Genomic DNA, 16,519 nt, shown 5'->3' on the forward strand with positions numbered 1-16,519 from the left:
ATCACGGTCGCCTCCCGATATGAACTACTTCAGGCTTGCCAGCGCTGCGTCATAATCCGGCTCACTGGAAATTTCATCAACCAGCTGGCTGTAAATCACCCGATCGTTCTCGTCAAGCACCACGACGGCGCGTGCGGCAAGGCCATTGAGTGGGCCGTCGATGATCGCCACGCCGTAATCTTTAAGGAAAGCGTTGCCGCGCAGGGTAGAAAGGGTCACGACGTTGCTCAAACCATCCGAACCGCAGAAACGTGACTGCGCAAAGGGCAGATCGGCAGAGATGCACAGTACCACGGTATTGGTGAGCTCACTGGCCAGCTGGTTAAATTTACGCACTGAGGTCGCGCACACGCCGGTATCAACGCTTGGGAAGATATTCAGTACCTTACGTTTTCCCGCATAATGCGCAAGTGAGACATCCGAGAGGTCTTTAGCGACCAGGGTGAAAGGCCGTGCCGTCTGGCCAGAGGTTGGCAACTGGCCATCGACGGAAACCGGATTGCCCTGAAGATGTACGGTCTGAGACATAATCTATCCTTTTATTGTTTATGATGTTTTATCGTCTTCAGTGTCAGTCACACTAAAAGCATGAACCCGTAAAATACCATTAGAGCAGCTTAAAGCGAACTGTTAAGGAACTCGGTTATGAGAACAGTGAGGATCTATCCGGAAAACTGGCCGTTGCACAGTGCATTTGTTATCTCGCGCGGTGCGCGGCTTGAGGCGGGGGTTGTTGTAGTGGAACTGGAGGAAAACGGCGTCAAGGGGATTGGCGAATGTACGCCTTATGCACGATATGGCGAAACTGAAGCATCGGTGCTGGCACAAATCGCGCCGCTGATCCCAGAAATTGAACGCGGATTAACCCGCGCCGCGCTGCAACAGCGCTTACCGGCCGGTGCGGCGCGTAATGCTATCGACAGCGCACTTTGGGATCTGGAGGTGCATTCTGCTGCGCAGAGCCTGTGGCAATTGACCCATACAACGGCCCCGGTACAGATTGAAACTGCGCAAACCGTCTGTATCGATGTGCCGGAAATGATGGCCAGCAGCGCGCTGGCGCTGTGGGAAAATGGCGCAAGGCTGATAAAAATTAAGCTGGATGACCATCTAATTGCTGAACGTCTGGTGGCGATCCGCAGCGCGGTTCCGCAGGCGACGCTAATTGTTGATGCCAACGAGTCCTGGCACGGTGATGGACTGGCGTCGCGCTGCCAGCTGCTGGCCGATCTTAATGTCGCCATGCTGGAACAACCCTTGCCCGCCGGGGATGACGCGGCGCTTGAAAACTTTGTGCATCCACTGCCAATCTGTGCTGATGAAAGCTGCCACACCGTTGACAGCCTGCCCGCACTGCACGGTCGCTATGAGATGGTCAACATCAAACTGGATAAAACCGGCGGGCTGACCGCGGCGCTAGAATTGGCAGATGTTGCCCAACGGCAGGGGTTGTCTATTATGCTGGGCTGTATGCTGTGTACTTCCCGCGCTATCCGGGCGGCGCTGCCGCTGGTGCCTGCCGCGCGCTTTATCGATTTTGATGGTCCAACCTGGCTGGCCATTGACGCCGAACCGGCGCTGGCATTTCACCGTGGACATATTGCGCTTGCATAGAGGCCGGCGCGTTTCATCCTGGTTCAGTGCGTCAGGGTGGCCGACACTAATCACTGGCGCAGAGAGTAAAAACGCTATTTCACGGTGAATAATTTGCGTTAAAGTGCGCGCAGCAAAGCGTCATTCACCTTATATCAAACGACTCAGACAGGTAAGGATATCGTTTATGAGCGAGGCATCACCCATTGCGTTGGCCGTTTTGGCCATGATTTTCACCCCAGCAGCGCACGCTGCTGAGGTGCCTGCGGGAACCCAGCTGGCGCAGCGTCAGGAAATTGTGCGGCACATCAAGGACGAACCGGCTTCGCTCGACCCGGCGAAAGCGGTGGGCCTGCCGGAAATTCCGGTGATCCGTGACCTGTTCGAAGGCTTGACCAATCAGGATGCCGGCGGTAACACCGTTCCCGGCGTTGCAAGCAGTTGGCAGACGCAAGACAACCTCACCTGGGTGTTTACGCTGCGGAAAGAGGCGCGTTGGTCTAACGGTGACCCTGTCACAGCCGAAGATTTTGTTTACGGCTGGCGTCGCCTGGTCGATCCCAAAACTGGCTCTACCTTTGCCTGGTTTGCAGGTTTGGCAGGGATCGCAAATGCAGAAGCGATTGTTAAAGGCCAGATGCCTGCTGATAAGCTGGGCGTCAATGCCGTGGATGCCACCCATTTGGAAGTCACGCTGGATAAACCACTGCCCTGGTTTGTCAGCCTGACCTCCCACTTCAGCCTGTTCCCGGTGCCGCAAAAAGTGATTGCACAATACGGGGAGCAGTGGACGCGCCCCGGTAATTTAGTGGGCAACGGCGCTTATGAATTACAGAGTCGGGTGGTGAACGAAAAGCTGGAACTGGTGCAGAACCCGAACTACTGGGATAACGCCCGAACGGTTCTGACCAAAGTGACCTTTGTTCCGATCAGCGAAGAGTCGAGCGCGACCAAGCGTTACAGGGCAGGGGATATCGATATCACCGAGTCATTCCCGAAAGAGCTGTACGGCCTGTTGAAAAAGCAGCTCAATGGAGAGATCTATACGCCGGATCAGCTCGGAACCTACTACTATGCGTTCAATACCCAGAAGGGCCCGACCGCAGACGTGCGCGTACGCAAGGCGTTGTCATGGACGATTGACCGCCAGGTGATTGCTGATAAGGTTTTGGGAACAGGGGAAAAACCGGCCTGGCATTTTACTCCGGATGTCACCGCCGGTTTTCACCCGCAGCAAAGCTTTATTCAGCAGCACGGTCAGGAAGCGCTGAATACCCAGGCTAAATCGCTGCTGACCGCGGCGGGCTATGGCCCCGGTCGCCCGCTCGATTTGACGCTGCTGTATAACACTTCCGAAAATAATAAGAAGCTGGCTATCGCGGTGGCGTCAATGTGGAAGAAAAACCTCGGCGTCAACGTCAGGTTGCAAAACCAGGAGTGGAAGACCTATATCGATAGCCGCAACAGCGGAAATTTTGACGTCATTCGTGCATCCTGGGTAGGCGACTACAATGAACCGTCGAGCTTTCTCAGCCTGCTGACCTCTACGCACAGCGGCAATATTTCCCGTTTCAACAGCAGTGAGTATGACGGTTTGTTGGCTAAGGCCAGCCGTGAGGCCGACGCCAAACTGCGCAATGACGACTATAACCGCGCCGAGCAGATTATCGCCGAGTCGGTGCCGATCGCCCCAGTCTATCAATTTACCAACGCCAGGCTGATTAAACCGTACGTCAAGGGTTATCCCATAACCAACCCGGAAGACGTCGCCTACAGCCGCACCCTGTACATCCTGAAGCACTAGTCCTCTCGCGCAGTAAGCCAGTCCTTTGGCTTACTGCGATTTTATCCCGCTGCCAAACCGAGCGCGGTGCATGGGAACCCCTAGTCAATCAGCGTCAGCGTCAGCTGCGAGCCACTGCGCTGCGTGCTGCTCACCCGCACATCGTCTTCTCCCAAAACAGGCTGTATCTCCAGACGCGCAGACAGCATTTTTCCCTTTACCACTTGCCCAGCGGAAACGGTGACCAGCTGCTGGTTTACAGCCAATGGTAACGCTTCAGCGGTCGCTTCTGCCGGGGAGCCATCCGGTGACTGTGGGCGTAGCTCTACCGCATTACCGTCGAGCATGGCGTTCAACAAGCGGAATTCGGTATAGCCATGTTCACCATAGCGCAGATGACCCGTTTCGTTGACCTCTCCCTGCACCAGCAGCTTTATTGCCCGGGGGTCTGGGCAGACCACGTTCACCATCGTCGAGCGTATGCCTGGGGTAACCTGTCCGTTTGGACGATCCTGTAGCTGCCATCGCGACATCACGCCGTAGTCGACAAACGGGCTACTGACCGAGATGGTGCAGCGACCGTCAGGCACCTGCGGTGGCGTGCCGAGGCCAGGTTCGGCGGCGCTGAGACCGCTGGCGATCGTCAGCAAAGGCAGTACCCACGTTCCGTTGAATATTTTCATTCAGTATCCTTTCTGGCAGGTTGCCGTTGCGTTTTCGTACAGTCGGGACGATTCGGTTTTCTTTGGTAATGAGAGATGTATTGTGCAAAGCGTTTTACCCGCATTTTGTACTTCCATTGTCATATCAGCCGCGGCGTCCGGAACAAAAAACGATCCGTCATCAGCCACAATCGTCACCATACGTCCACCGCTATCAAACAGGGTTGCCCCCCGGGGCAGTCGGCTACCATCCGTCATTTGCGCAGTGACCAGAACTCGGCGGGTATGCAGCACATCAAAACTTATTTTTCCGACGGCTCCGTGAGCCAGGTCGGTTTCTTTCGACGCATTGGCGATGTCGACATTCTTTTTCAGGGTACGGGTATCGACCTGAACGCTGGAGCGGCGGTAACCGTGCAGCACAGGCAGCACGGCATAGCCGCGCCAGTCGGTCCAGACCGGCCCTGCTGGCGTATCCATACGTACGCCCGACTCTTCACCTACCTGAGCAACGCCAAAGGTATCGGAAACCTGGTGGGGGGAAAACGTTAATCCCTCGGCATGCAGCACCGCCGCGCCGCTGGCCTGCGTCGACCAGCTGGTGTAATTATCGCTGTTATGATTGATGCTGGCGCCAAGCTGGCTGACGCGCGTTAACGTACTGAGACTCCCGCTTACCGAAGTGCGGTCGTTACGCAAGTTGCGGTCACTGGCGAGACTCCAGCTAAGATCCTGGTTGGCCCTGTCGCTGTAGCGAGCGCCACCGCGCGCACTGTACTTTGTCGTATTTATGAAGCTGGTGATATCGCGTTTGTCACCTAACGGCATGCTAAGAGAGGCATACAGACGATCGTCATTGCGACCACTCTGGGTACCGGTGTCATGTTCCAGGCTGAGCCCCAGCCAGGCACGACCCAACCGGTAGCTCCAGTCCGTGCGCAGAAAATCGCTTTGCGCGCCAGCGAATGTGATGGTGCGGCCCCACGATAGAGAGAGAGTGCCCAGCACGTTCGTTGACCAGCCGAGGCCGCTCCCCCATTGATAGCGACTACGGCCAGAGCGGTTGGCGTTATCGTACCTTGTGCTTAGCAGCGCATCACTCAGCTCACGATAGCCTGACGTTTGCTGACGCCCATTCGCGCTTAAACTCAGGCGTTCGGTCAGCCTGTGGCTGACGAGGGCAGATATCGAGGTTCCGGCAGCCGCATGTTTTGCGTCATGAGCGACCGTACCCTGCAGGTTAAGTCGGGTAGCGGCAAACGGCTGGCTGTCCAGGTTGAGTGCGCCGGCCCTCCAGGGAGATGACCCGATAAGTCCCGCGAACAGTCCGGTATACGGGGTCAGTTGCCAGCCTGTGGCGAAGGTGCCGACCAGCGGTTTGATACCGTCCTGCTGTTCAATACGTCCGGCGCCAAAAGAGAAGCCCGGCGCTACCAGCGGTGCGTAAAAAAGCATGGAGGCGGGTACGGTAAACTGCCGCGTCTGGCCGTTACTGCCGGTCAGGGTGACGTCCAGATCCGAGCGTGTATTGAGCAGAGAAAATCCCTGTAGTCGAAAGGGGCCTGCGGGAACGAGAGTGTTATAGACCAGTATGCCTGACTGCCTGACTTCAACCACTGACGGCGAATCGGCTACCCCATCAACCAGACCGGGTCCTGGCTGTTCGTTAAGTGCAGATTCAGGAAATATCTGAAATCCCTGCACCTGTCCGGCACCAAATAATGAGTTGGCAAGACTGACCTGACCGACCTGTAGCACTTTTTTGATGCCCGAAAAACTTCGCTGCGCATAGGTAGCCTGATGATTGAGATTGCTATCCCCATTAAAACGGCTGAAGGTCTGACGGCTACGCAATATCCAGTCACTGACGTTGAGCCCGATCTCGCTGCCGATTTGGCCGAAACTGACTCCGCCTGACGAGTTCATATAGCTGGCGTCATAATTGAGCATGCCGGCATTGCCACCATGCTGCCACCTGCCGCTATTATGACCAGGTTTAGCGACAGCGACAGGAGGAAGCACCAGGTTAACCTTGCTTTCACCCTGTTCCGTTTGCACCACGGCCTGAGGCCACGCCCGCCGGAGATCGAAGCAAGGAATATCGTCAGAATAGTTGGGGGGGAGAACAAGGCCAGCCTGCTGCTGGAAGAGACGGTCGGCGCAGAGCGTGCCGGCATCATCAAATCTTACCTTGACGCGCCCTTGCGTTATCCCATTTACCGTTAATATAGCCGAAGATACACCGGGCATAAAACGTGACCGATGGCGAAAAAGTTCAGCTATTTTAGGGTCTACCCCGCGTTCTTTCAGGATTTCAGTATCGAAGGTGATGTTGTCGTTTACAGCGTTAGCAGACTCCGCATCGGCAGTAGAAACGTAGCCAATGACGGACAGCAGGGTGAAGGTTAGCCACAATCCAGGCTGCCGTATCGTGTTTAAGTTCGCATTCATCATTATTCCGTCACCACCAGCGGGGCATCATAACTTTCTACGGCGAAGCCCCAGGTCGTGGCCGGTGAAATACGTACTTTCCCTGCTCCAGCATTTACCCGGCTATCTTTACCGGACAGCGTTAACCGTTGACCTGGCAAAATCCAGGCGTGAGGAAGTGACCAGTCAGCACCTTGCGGAAGGAGGGTAACGGTCTCTCCGAGTCTGACGACATAGGGCGAGGGATTGCTGACGCTGAGTTTGCCTGCTTTATGCGTCCATACCAGGCGTTTCCAGGGCTTTTCGTCACGTTCAAGACCGGCGGGCCGGACAATGACCGGCAAATTTTGCCGCACCGTCATGCGCACCTTACTGCTACCCTTCTCTTGAGGGGGAACGCCTTCGAACGCTACCCGCAGCAGGCGTTCGGTCTTCAGAGGTGATGTCCCAGTAAGAATGAAACGTACCCGCTGCGTCTTGCCCGGCTCTACTCGCGCTGCGGGTGGCGTAACGGTTAACAGCCTGCCTGTTTCTGACTCAACATCTTGCAGGTTAGTCAGTAGCAACACGGGAAAGGCGTCGGTGTTTTTAAGATTAATAACGCCTTCACCCTCTTTTTCTTCAACGATCACAACTGATGTTTCGGGTAAAATCCCCGTAGCATATGCGCCGGCCGCAATAAACCATAACGCCGGGGCTATCACCCAATGAATGGCGATAAATTTCATATTTCAATCGTCCATGTTTGAAGGATATAGAAAGAGTGGATACGGTTTTTGAAAATAACCGGGCGCACCGGCCCGGTTTGACAACCGGTTACAGGTAGACCAGTTCAATGGTAGTCTGACCGTCAAGTGTAATCGGCTGGCTGATATCAAGTTCAGAGGTTTTATTAATATAGGCACGAACATTGATCGTGCCGGTCATATTGGTAAAGATAACCGGAGTGTTCCCGCTGGGCTTGGACCATGAGATCAACGCTTCCTCTTTAAGATAGAAAGGAAGGTAGAGCATTTTATCCCACGAGGATGAACCGGAAGATAATAATTTGTGGAGATAATTAACCGGATTATCGTCGGCGTAGATACGGTCCATCATAATATTGTATCCACCTATTTTTTTATCTCTACTCTTGCCCAGTCCAACAACTGCCTTACCATTTTCCACGGAAATTCCCATAGGCGTAAAGCCGCCAAAGGGACCGTCCTCATCACCCCTTGCATCGGCAGCCGTGCCCGGACGACCGTTAATCGTTTTCAGGGCCAACCTAGTCGGGGCATCGCAGGTGATTGAAAACGTCAGCTGCTTGTTCTCCAGTTGGGTTAGTGAATCCGTGCTTAATGTAGCAGTGGAAATAATGCCATAGTCAATATTTCCACCATTAGATATAACGGGGGTGCATGCCGAGGGTTTTATCGTTCCAATGACTTGCACGCCAACACTTTCAGATATTGCCGTGCCGGAGATCGTTGCCAACACGGCAATGACACAGGTCTTTAATAAAAATTTCATCTTTAATTACTCTTCAGGTTGGTAGGCTTTTCGGGTAATAGTTTTATGCCAGAAATAGCGGCATCGGGGATACCTTATCCGTTTTTAATAGAAGGGGGGTAGTTCTTAATTAACGTGAGCGAAAAATAGATAGATATATCGCCAGTTATCTTGGAGGGTATCATAAAGATCGAATATCAATTTTATCAAGTGATGTTTGTCATGATAATGCTGTTTCTTACGTTTTAATTTCAAAATAAAACAATAAGGCATAACGGTTTTTATTAATAAAGAGAGGGGTGATGCCGTTATTTGTTATTTTCATTTTATTCATTGGTTATATATCAATAGATATCACCCTTTTCTTTAGAATGGCATAAAAGCGATGTTCGTAAGCCGCCATACGCAGACCCCGTAGAATGAACATCTTGATACATAGGCATAATTTGCAACAAAGCTGTCACGGGTTAGACTGTCTTACAATAAATATCATCGAGGTGGAACCCATATGGACGCTATTGCAGGAAAATCACTCCAGGTATCAGATGCAATTATCTCATGCCAGTTAGATGGTAAGGGCGGAATGACCCCCATCAACGGTGCTGAAGTATTCGACAACGACCGTCCATGCTGGCTGCATCTTAATTACGCCCATCATGAAAGTGCTGACTGGTTGAGGCTGACGCCGCTGCTACCTGATGCGGTGCGCGATGCTCTCGGCGGCGACAGTATGCGCCCGCGCGTCAGTCGATTGGGTGATGGCACCATGATCACCTTACGCAGCGTCAATCTGAACACCGAGTCACGCCCAGAGCAGCTGGTGGTGATGCGGGTATTTATCAATGACAGGCTGATTATTTCCACCCGTCGGCGCAAAGTCTATGCGGTTGACGAAGTCCTTAGCGACCTCAAAAATGGCAATGGCCCGGTCAGCGGCGGTGGCTGGTTGGTGGACGTCTGTGATGTGTTAACTGACCATGCCAGTGAGTTTATTGAGCAGCTGCACGACAAAATTATCGAGCTGGAAGATGCCGTGGTCGATCAGCAGGTGCCGCCGCGCGGCGAGCTGGCGATGATCCGTAAACAGTTAATCATCATGCGCCGCTACATGGCGCCGCAACGCGACGTCTACTCACGGCTCGCTAGCGAGCGTCTGCCCTGGATGACCGATGACGATCGCCGCCGTATGCAGGATATCTCCGATCGTTTGGGAAGGGGGCTGGACGATCTCGATGCCAGCGTGGCACGTACTGGGGTCCTGTCTGATGAAATCGGAACCGTGATGGCGGAAGCGATGAATCGCCGCACCTATAGGATGTCATTAATGGCGGTTGTCTTTCTGCCGACCACTTTTCTGACCGGCCTTTTTGGCGTGAACCTGGGAGGGATCCCCGGCGGCGGATGGCGCTATGGGTTTGGCGCATTCTGTCTGCTGTTGGTCTTTCTGGTGCTGGGCGTTGCCTGGTGGCTAAGAAAGCGCAAATGGCTCTGAGTAGCGACAATAATGATTAGCATAGCTAATCGTTAAAAAAGACCTAATACTGATCGATGTCAATAAAGGAGGTCGCGCTCCAGGGCAAACTCTCTTCCGCAGGTGAATGCAACGTCAAGCGATGGGCGTTGTGCTCCAATTTGTCCTTCTTCCTTTTTTGAATTGATGCATAGCAAATTTGATTCCTACGACACCGGCTTTTAGCCGGTTTTTTTTGCTCCTGTTAACACGATATAAAGCCTTACATGATGCGCTCAGACTCATAGGCCCGTGTGTAATAAGAGTAAGAATGACGATCAAACCAGGGAAAATTCTAGCCGTTTAACGATGAATTCCTCATGGAGAAAAGTTTGATGTCACGTTGCCTACTCAATATCGCTACGGCGTTATTACTTACGTTTTTGCTGTCTGCTTCTTTAGGTCAGGCGGTGGCCGGTAAAGCAGATATTACAACAACCGCAGAGATGCAGAAGTCTGATGATCTACCCATATGGTGGAAACAGGCGGTATTTTATCAGGTTTACCCACGATCTTTTAAGGATACAAATGATGATGGCGTCGGCGACCTGCAAGGAATTATTGAAAAGCTCGACTATCTGAAGCATCTGGGTATTGATGCTATCTGGATCAATCCACATTACGACTCACCCAACACCGATAACGGCTATGATATCAGCGACTACCGCAAAATCATGAAAGAATACGGTACGATGGAAGACTTCGATCGTCTTATTGCGGAGATGAATAAACGTGATATGCGATTGATGATTGATGTCGTGATTAATCATACCAGCGATCGGCACAACTGGTTTGTGCAAAGTAAAAGCGGCAAAGATAACCCGTATCGGGATTATTATTTCTGGCGTGATGGAAAGCAGGGCAAACCGCCTAATAACTATCCCTCATTCTTCGGCGGTTCAGCGTGGGAGAAAGACGATAAATCTGACCAGTATTACCTGCATTATTTTGCAAAGCAGCAGCCAGACCTGAACTGGGATAATCCCAAAGTGCGTGAAGAACTCTACGAGATGTTACGCTTTTGGTTAGATAAGGGCGTGTCCGGCCTGCGGTTTGATACGGTCGCCACCTATTCAAAGATTGCGGGCTTCCCGGATCTCACTCCTCAGCAACGCCAGAATTTCGCACAAGCCTACACGGAAGGACCTGATATTCATCGCTATATCAAAGAAATGAATCAGAAGGTATTTTCGCAATATGACGTTGCCACCGCCGGCGAGATATTTGGTGTTCCTTTAGATAAAGCCGTTAACTATTTCAGCAGCCGGCGTGAAGAGCTGAATATTGCCTTTACCTTTGACCTAATCCGTCTCGATCGCGGGGTAGAGGAGCGGTGGCGCCAGAAAGCATGGAGCTTGACGGAGTTTCGCCAAACCATTGGCAGAGTTGACCGCTCAACGGGAAAATATGGCTGGAATGCTTTCTTCCTTGATAATCACGACAACCCGCGTGCCGTATCGCATTTTGGTGACGATCGGCCCCGATGGAGAGTGTTATCTGCTAAAGCGCTGGCAACCTTGATTATCACCCAGCGTGCAACGCCTTTTATTTATCAAGGCTCTGAACTTGGCATGACAAATTATCCGTTCAAGAGCATCAGCGACTTCGACGATATTGAAGTTAAAGGTTTTTGGCAGGATTACGTGGCGAGCGGTAAGGTTGATGCCAATGATTTTTTACATAACGTACGCATGACCAGCCGTGATAACAGCCGCACGCCATTTCAGTGGAATACCACTAAAAATGCCGGTTTTACCTCCGGGACACCCTGGTTCAAAATCAATCCCAACTTTACTCAGATAAATGCTGCCGATCAGATCGATGATCCTGATTCGGTGTTCAACTATTATCGCAAGCTGATCGGCCTGCGGCATGCTATTCCGGCACTAACTTACGGCGAGTACAGCGACCTGGACCCCAACAATGATACGGTTTACGCCTATACGCGCACTGACGGAGATGAACGCTATTTAGTGGTGATCAATTTCAAGGAACAGAAAGTTAACTTTCGACTGCCGGAAAATATGACCATCAAAAAAGTCGTGATGGAGAGTCATGCTAAAGAAGCCGTTGCCATGAATGCCACTGTGCTTGAGTTACAGCCGTGGCAATCGGGCATTTACCGGCTTAATTAAAAAGCATTAGGGCCAGAAAACGCGAGATCTCCGTGCTCTGGCCGCTATGACTGGCGGTGCGAACCGTTGCTCTATGGTCGGCGGTATCCCGGCAGAGTCAGTTATTCGCCCGACTAACGAATTTGTACCACGTCCAGACGGGCAGGCGTGGCTTCGTCTTCCTCCGGCTGCCAGGCAGACGGCTGAAGAGGCAGGGTTTCGCGGTCAAAGGCTAAATCGCCCCCGTCTATCACCTCGCTACCGTGACGGATCTGTTTAAAGTCGAAAAGATCGGCATCGGCAAGATGCGAAGGCACCACGTTCTGCATTGCGGTGAACATCGTTTCGATACGCCCGGGATAGCGCTTATCCCAGTCGCGTAGCATATCGCCAATCACCTGACGCTGAAGGTTAGGCTGCGAGCCGCACAGGTTACATGGGATGATCGGGTACTGACGAGCGATAGCAAAACGCTCTATGTCTTTTTCGCGGCAGTAGGCCAGTGGGCGAATAACGATATGCTGGCCATCGTCACTCATCAGTTTCGGCGGCATTCCCTTCATTTTTCCACCGTAAAACATATTCAGAAACAGCGTTTGCAGGATGTCATCACGATGGTGACCGAGAGCGATTTTAGTACAGCCCAGCTCGCTGGCCGTGCGGTAAAGAATGCCACGGCGCAGGCGCGAGCAGAGAGAGCAGGTTGTTTTTCCTTCCGGGATCTTCTCTTTGACAATGCTGTAAGTGTCTTCGTCGACAATCTTATATTCCACGCCCTGTTGTTCAAGGTATTCAGGCAGGATATGCGCCGGGAAACCCGGTTGTTTCTGATCGAGGTTTACCGCCACCAGTGAGAAAGAAATCGGCGCGCTTTGCTGCAAATTGCGTAAAATTTCCAGCATGGTGTAGCTGTCTTTACCGCCTGACAGGCAAACCATAATGCGGTCGCCTTCTTCGATCATATTGAAATCAGCAATCGCTTCACCCACGTTACGGCGCAGGCGCTTTTGAAGCTTGTTCAGATTGTATTGACCTTTTTTGCTATTTTCTTGATTTGATTGCATTTTATAGACTTTCTCATATCGCAGGATTGGTGAAGAACACCCGCAGGCCAGGCTTATAAAGCAGATTGCCGTGTATGGTACGGATTCCGCCGGGGAATTCCAGCAGGTTTTGCGGGCGTACTGATGTCACGAGCAATTTTGTACTGCGGCACGCAAATCTCGACTAAGCTTGATAAAACAGATCGAAAGGAGAGTGTCATGTCGCAACCTGAACGTCACGATGAAACGCATCCCGCTAAAGATGAGCCAAAAGAACACGGCGAAGTGCCGCGCAGTCCGGACAGCAGTGAAGACGATAAAAAAGATCCGTACCGATCCCGTTGAGCCGCGGTAATCTGTTACAATCTCCCTCAATAACCCCTCCGATTTCCAGAGAACTTCGTCGTGACTGCTTTTTCTACCCTGACACAACTGCCAGCCAGCCAGATCGATAACCTTAACGAACTGGGCTACCTTGCCATGACCCCGGTACAGGCGGCGTCGCTGCCCGCAATATTAGAGGGACGTGACGTCCGCGCCCAGGCCAAAACCGGCAGTGGGAAAACCGCCGCATTTGGTTTGGGCGTCATGCACCGCGTTGATGCCAGCCAGTATGTCACTCAGGCGCTGGTGCTCTGTCCTACGCGTGAACTTGCCGACCAGGTGACGAAAGAGTTACGTCGTCTGGCGCGCTTTACCGCCAATATTAAGATCCTCACCCTGTGCGGTGGTCAGCCCGTTGGCGCACAGCGTGACTCCCTGCTGCACGCGCCGCATATCGTGGTCGGAACGCCGGGACGTATTCTGGATCATCTTAAACGCGAAACGCTGAAGCTCGACGCGATCACCACCCTGGTGTTGGATGAAGCCGACCGCATGCTGGAAATGGGCTTCCGTGAAGATATCGATATGATTATCAGCCACAGCCCGCAGCAGCGTCAGACCCTGCTATTTTCCGCCACCTGGCCGCAGGCGATTGCTCATATCAGTCAGAAAATCCAGCGTGATCCGCTGACGGTTGAAACCGGCGATGTTTCTGACCTGCCGGCGATTGAGCAAACCTTCTATGAAGCCGGGGCGCGTGAAAAGCTGACGGCATTGATCGGACTGCTCAGCGAACGCCAGCCTGCTTCCTGCGTGGTGTTCTGCAATACCAAACGCGAATGTGATGATATCGCCTATGCGTTGGAGAATGCCCAGATCAGCGCACAGCCGCTGCATGGCGATCTTGAGCAGCGCGATCGCGATCAGATGCTGATACGTTTTGCCAACGGCAGCTGCCGAGTGCTGGTGGCAACCGACGTGGCGGCACGCGGGCTGGACATTAAAGCGCTGTCGATGGTGGTGAATTATCAGCTCTCATTTGACCCTGAAGTGCACGTACACCGTATTGGTCGAACCGCTCGTGCAGGGCAGGAGGGTTGCGCCGTGAGTTTGGTGGCGCCTGATGAAATGATACGTGCGCATGCGCTCGAGGACTATTTACAGCAAAAGCTGGCCTGGAGCCCGGTTTCCACGTTGAAATCAGCGGTCAGCAAGCCGCTGCCGGCTGAAATGGTGACGGTAAGCCTGGACGGCGGACGTAAGGCCAAAATTCGCCCCGGCGACATCCTGGGTGCATTGACCGGTGAGGGGGGACTACGGGGCGATCAGGTCGGCAAAATCGATATTGGCCCGACCCTGGCCTATGTGGCTATCCCCCGCGAGCTGGTGCGCAAGGTGATGCAGCAGCTACAGCAGGTAAAGATTAAGGGTAAAACCTGTCGGGCGCGGCTGCTGAAATAACGTCACCAGGCAGCCGGAGTAAAACAGTTCCGGCTGCCTGATACGCTTAGATTTTATTAATTAACGGGGCTTCAGCCAGCAGCGGGCCGGCTTCTTTAAGTAAGGTTAAGAAGTGGGGCTGGGCTTCATGCAGGTCTACGGCTGCCGCGTTCTTCCAAGTTTCATGGAACAGGAAGCTGTCACTGTTTTCAACACTACGATATAAATCATAATGCACGTTACCCTGTTCAAGTCGACTTGGTGGCACGCAGCGCTGTAAAACTTCATAAAGTTCATCACCTTTACCCGGTTTGGCGATCATGCTGGCGATAATCAAAATGGGTTTGTCAGACATCTTTATCTCCTTAAAGAATCATCAATCGTGTTAACGAATATGCCGCAGCAGGGCGAAATAGGTCTGTTAGACTGGCACGGCTCGCCCCATTTGCCATAAGCATTTCTGGCTCTTAAGCATTAAGCCTACCCCATGCACGATTCAGTCCCGTGATAATTCAGACTTTGTCTGTTGAAGTTCTCTGAACGTTGTTTTGTAAAAAAGCGTGACAACTATCGACCTGATGTGAAACGTGGCCTATGCTGATCTTCCCGTCTAAGCACATTCCGAACCGGAGCCCGTTTGATGAAAGCAGCAACATTGTTGTGGGTGGTGGCAGCGTCTTTATTACTGTCCGCCTGCAGTAGCGACCGTGATGATGAACCTCCGCAGCAGGCCACGGCGGCTCATGTTCCTGCCAGAGTTGAGATGGCAGACCTGGCGGCAAATCATTGCCTGAACGCCGGAGGAACCCTGGCTCTTTCTCGTCAGCTGGATGGAAGCGCGGTAGGGATGTGTCAACTGAAGAATGGCCGTCGCTGCTCGGAAAGTGCCTTGCTCAACGGAAGCTGTGCCCGATAACCGTCATCCTATGCGGCACGGGTAACTATCCCGGTCACCGACGGGTTCCGGCTTCCGGGATCTCTTCTCTCAAAATTATGGGGTCAACAGGTTATCGCAAGGTTCGCCCTTTTCTAACTGCCGCAGATTCTCCAGCGTAGTGTGTGAAATATTGGTTAATGCTTCAGCGGTAAGGAACGCCTGGTGGCCGGTGAACAGCACGTTATGGCAGGCCGACAGACGACGGAAAATATCGTCCTGGATCACGTCATTCGATTTATCCTCAAAGAACAAATCGCGCTCGTTCTCATAGACATCCATCCCTAACGAACCAATTTTCTGCTGCTTAAGCGCGTCTATTGCCGCCTGTGAGTCGATCAGTCCGCCACGGCTGGTATTTATCACCATTACCCCTTGTTTCATCTTGGCAAAAGCGCTCTGATCGAGCAGGTGGTGGTTCTCCTCCGTAAGCGGGCAGTGCAGGGTAATCACATCAGACTGGCTGAACAGGGTTTGAATATCGACATATTCTACGCCCAGCGCCAGAGCATCCGGACTCTGCCAGGGATCAACGGCCAGCAGGCGCATGCCAAAACCTTTCAGAATACGCAGTACGGCAATCCCGATTTTACCCGTGCCCACCACCCCGGCGGTGCGGCCGTGCATATTAAAACCAATCAAGCCTTCCAGCGAAAAGTTGGCGTCGCGCGTGCGCTGGTATGCCCGATGAATACGGCGGTTAAGGGTCATCATCATGCCCACCGCGTGCTCCGCTACCGCCTCCGGCGAGTAGGCCGGAACCCGAACGACTTTCATACCCAAGTCAGCGGCGGCATCAAGGTCAACATTATTGAAACCCGCGCAGCGCAGAGCGATAAATTTGACGCCCTGTTTCGCCAGCGCTTCCAACACCACCCGGCTGCCATCGTCATTAACGAAGATGCAAACCCCTTCACAGCCCTCGGCATTTTTCGCCGTCGCTTCGCTCAACAGAAAATCGAAAAACTCAAATTCAAATCCGTAGTCCGCATTGACCTGCTCGAGGTATTTCCTGTCGTACTGCTTATTGCTGTAAACCGCAATTTTCATGGTTTCTCTCCTTTGTGCGCGCATGATTGACCGTGTAGCAGTGTAACAATTAATGCACGATCGGTAGACTGGTCGGAACAAAAAGGTAGCATATCGGCCCTATTGCCGCGAAATACTTCACCCTTGTGGCATTCCGTGCCATCAT

General features: G+C 52.7%; 15 protein-coding genes. 7 read left to right on the forward strand and 8 right to left on the reverse strand.

Annotation, left to right across the window (positions count from 1 at the left end):
• Positions 1–24: 24 nt before the first annotated feature.
• Complete coding sequence (tpx, locus tag ETA_RS09350; RefSeq protein ID WP_012441385.1) at positions 25–528, reverse strand: thiol peroxidase; 504 nt, start codon at positions 526–528, stop codon at positions 25–27.
• A 117-nt stretch (positions 529–645) separates the two neighbouring features.
• On the opposite strand from tpx, the gene ycjG reads away from it, so the two are divergent.
• Together ycjG and ETA_RS09360 are read left to right on the forward strand one after the other, a co-directional pair.
• Positions 646–1,614 carry an L-Ala-D/L-Glu epimerase gene (ycjG, locus tag ETA_RS09355; protein WP_012441386.1) on the forward strand — a complete coding sequence of 323 codons (969 nt, stop codon included), beginning with the start codon at positions 646–648 and terminating at the stop codon, positions 1,612–1,614.
• A gap of 166 nt (positions 1,615–1,780) precedes the next feature.
• Entirely contained in the window at positions 1,781–3,397 is a 1,617-nt protein-coding gene (locus ETA_RS09360; RefSeq protein WP_012441387.1) for a peptide ABC transporter substrate-binding protein, read from the forward strand.
• Between the two features lie 80 nt (positions 3,398–3,477).
• Here the strand turns inward: ETA_RS09360 and ETA_RS09365 are convergent, their stop codons facing one another.
• The 4 genes from ETA_RS09365 to ETA_RS09380 form a co-directional block, all read right to left on the reverse strand.
• Positions 3,478–4,059, reverse strand: coding sequence for a DUF1120 domain-containing protein (locus ETA_RS09365; protein ID WP_012441388.1), 582 nt, complete (start codon positions 4,057–4,059; stop codon positions 3,478–3,480).
• Complete coding sequence (locus ETA_RS09370; protein ID WP_012441389.1) at positions 4,060–6,489, reverse strand: fimbria/pilus outer membrane usher protein; 2,430 nt, start codon at positions 6,487–6,489, stop codon at positions 4,060–4,062. It abuts the gene before it with no gap.
• 2 nt (positions 6,490–6,491) lie between these two features.
• Complete coding sequence (locus ETA_RS09375) at positions 6,492–7,196, reverse strand: fimbria/pilus chaperone family protein (RefSeq protein WP_012441390.1); 705 nt, start codon at positions 7,194–7,196, stop codon at positions 6,492–6,494.
• An 88-nt stretch (positions 7,197–7,284) separates the two neighbouring features.
• Positions 7,285–7,980 (reverse strand): DUF1120 domain-containing protein, encoded by a 696-nt coding sequence (locus tag ETA_RS09380; protein ID WP_042958878.1) that lies wholly within the window; start codon positions 7,978–7,980, stop codon positions 7,285–7,287.
• A 487-nt stretch (positions 7,981–8,467) separates the two neighbouring features.
• Between ETA_RS09380 and zntB the strand changes: the two genes are divergently transcribed.
• Positions 8,468–9,451 (forward strand): zinc transporter ZntB, encoded by a 984-nt coding sequence (gene zntB / locus ETA_RS09385; protein ID WP_012441392.1) that lies wholly within the window; start codon positions 8,468–8,470, stop codon positions 9,449–9,451.
• A 353-nt stretch (positions 9,452–9,804) separates the two neighbouring features.
• Positions 9,805–11,604, forward strand: coding sequence for a glycoside hydrolase family 13 protein (locus ETA_RS09390; RefSeq protein WP_012441393.1), 1,800 nt, complete (start codon positions 9,805–9,807; stop codon positions 11,602–11,604).
• Positions 11,605–11,717: 113 nt separating this feature from the next.
• Here ETA_RS09390 and ttcA read toward each other — a convergent pair whose 3' ends face one another.
• Positions 11,718–12,647 carry a tRNA 2-thiocytidine(32) synthetase TtcA gene (gene ttcA, locus ETA_RS09395; protein WP_012441394.1) on the reverse strand — a complete coding sequence of 310 codons (930 nt, stop codon included), beginning with the start codon at positions 12,645–12,647 and terminating at the stop codon, positions 11,718–11,720.
• Positions 12,648–12,845: 198 nt separating this feature from the next.
• On the opposite strand from ttcA, the gene ETA_RS20580 reads away from it, so the two are divergent.
• Positions 12,846–12,971, forward strand: a complete 126-nt coding sequence (locus ETA_RS20580; protein ID WP_269446408.1) for a hypothetical protein — start codon at positions 12,846–12,848, stop codon at positions 12,969–12,971.
• A 60-nt stretch (positions 12,972–13,031) separates the two neighbouring features.
• Complete coding sequence (dbpA, locus tag ETA_RS09400) at positions 13,032–14,411, forward strand: ATP-dependent RNA helicase DbpA (RefSeq protein WP_012441395.1); 1,380 nt, start codon at positions 13,032–13,034, stop codon at positions 14,409–14,411.
• A gap of 46 nt (positions 14,412–14,457) precedes the next feature.
• On the opposite strand, the gene ETA_RS09405 is transcribed toward dbpA, so the two are convergent.
• Entirely contained in the window at positions 14,458–14,745 is a 288-nt protein-coding gene (locus ETA_RS09405) for a putative quinol monooxygenase (protein ID WP_012441396.1), read from the reverse strand.
• 285 nt (positions 14,746–15,030) lie between these two features.
• Here ETA_RS09405 and ETA_RS09410 point away from each other — a divergent pair, with 285 nt between their 5' ends.
• On the forward strand, positions 15,031–15,306 hold the full coding sequence (locus ETA_RS09410) for a putative hemolysin (RefSeq protein WP_042958879.1): 276 nt from the start codon (positions 15,031–15,033) through the stop codon (positions 15,304–15,306).
• Positions 15,307–15,381: 75 nt separating this feature from the next.
• Here the strand turns inward: ETA_RS09410 and ETA_RS09415 are convergent, their stop codons facing one another.
• On the reverse strand, positions 15,382–16,374 hold the full coding sequence (locus ETA_RS09415) for a 2-hydroxyacid dehydrogenase (protein ID WP_012441398.1): 993 nt from the start codon (positions 16,372–16,374) through the stop codon (positions 15,382–15,384).
• Positions 16,375–16,519 lie beyond the last annotated feature (145 nt).

Origin of the sequence: Erwinia tasmaniensis Et1/99, assembly GCF_000026185.1 — a bacterium.
GTDB lineage: Bacteria > Pseudomonadota > Gammaproteobacteria > Enterobacterales > Enterobacteriaceae > Erwinia > Erwinia tasmaniensis.

Bases quoted from the DNA above. Each gene is read 5' to 3' on its own strand.
- ETA_RS09375 (WP_012441390.1), bottom strand. From the start codon at position 7,196: ATGAAATTTATCGCCATTCATTGGGTGATAGCCCCGGCGTTATGGTTT.
- ETA_RS09410 (WP_042958879.1), top strand. From the start codon at position 15,031: ATGAAAGCAGCAACATTGTTGTGGGTGGTGGCAGCGTCTTTATTACTG.
- ETA_RS09365 (WP_012441388.1), bottom strand. From the start codon at position 4,059: ATGAAAATATTCAACGGAACGTGGGTACTGCCTTTGCTGACGATCGCC.
- ETA_RS09390 (WP_012441393.1), top strand. From the start codon at position 9,805: ATGTCACGTTGCCTACTCAATATCGCTACGGCGTTATTACTTACGTTT.
- ycjG (WP_012441386.1), top strand. From the start codon at position 646: ATGAGAACAGTGAGGATCTATCCGGAAAACTGGCCGTTGCACAGTGCA.
- zntB (WP_012441392.1), top strand. From the start codon at position 8,468: ATGGACGCTATTGCAGGAAAATCACTCCAGGTATCAGATGCAATTATC.
- ETA_RS09360 (WP_012441387.1), top strand. From the start codon at position 1,781: ATGAGCGAGGCATCACCCATTGCGTTGGCCGTTTTGGCCATGATTTTC.
- ETA_RS09405 (WP_012441396.1), bottom strand. From the start codon at position 14,745: ATGTCTGACAAACCCATTTTGATTATCGCCAGCATGATCGCCAAACCG.
- ETA_RS09380 (WP_042958878.1), bottom strand. From the start codon at position 7,980: ATGAAATTTTTATTAAAGACCTGTGTCATTGCCGTGTTGGCAACGATC.
- ETA_RS09370 (WP_012441389.1), bottom strand. From the start codon at position 6,489: ATGAATGCGAACTTAAACACGATACGGCAGCCTGGATTGTGGCTAACC.
- ETA_RS09415 (WP_012441398.1), bottom strand. From the start codon at position 16,374: ATGAAAATTGCGGTTTACAGCAATAAGCAGTACGACAGGAAATACCTC.
- ETA_RS20580 (WP_269446408.1), top strand. From the start codon at position 12,846: ATGTCGCAACCTGAACGTCACGATGAAACGCATCCCGCTAAAGATGAG.
- tpx (WP_012441385.1), bottom strand. From the start codon at position 528: ATGTCTCAGACCGTACATCTTCAGGGCAATCCGGTTTCCGTCGATGGC.
- ttcA (WP_012441394.1), bottom strand. From the start codon at position 12,647: ATGCAATCAAATCAAGAAAATAGCAAAAAAGGTCAATACAATCTGAAC.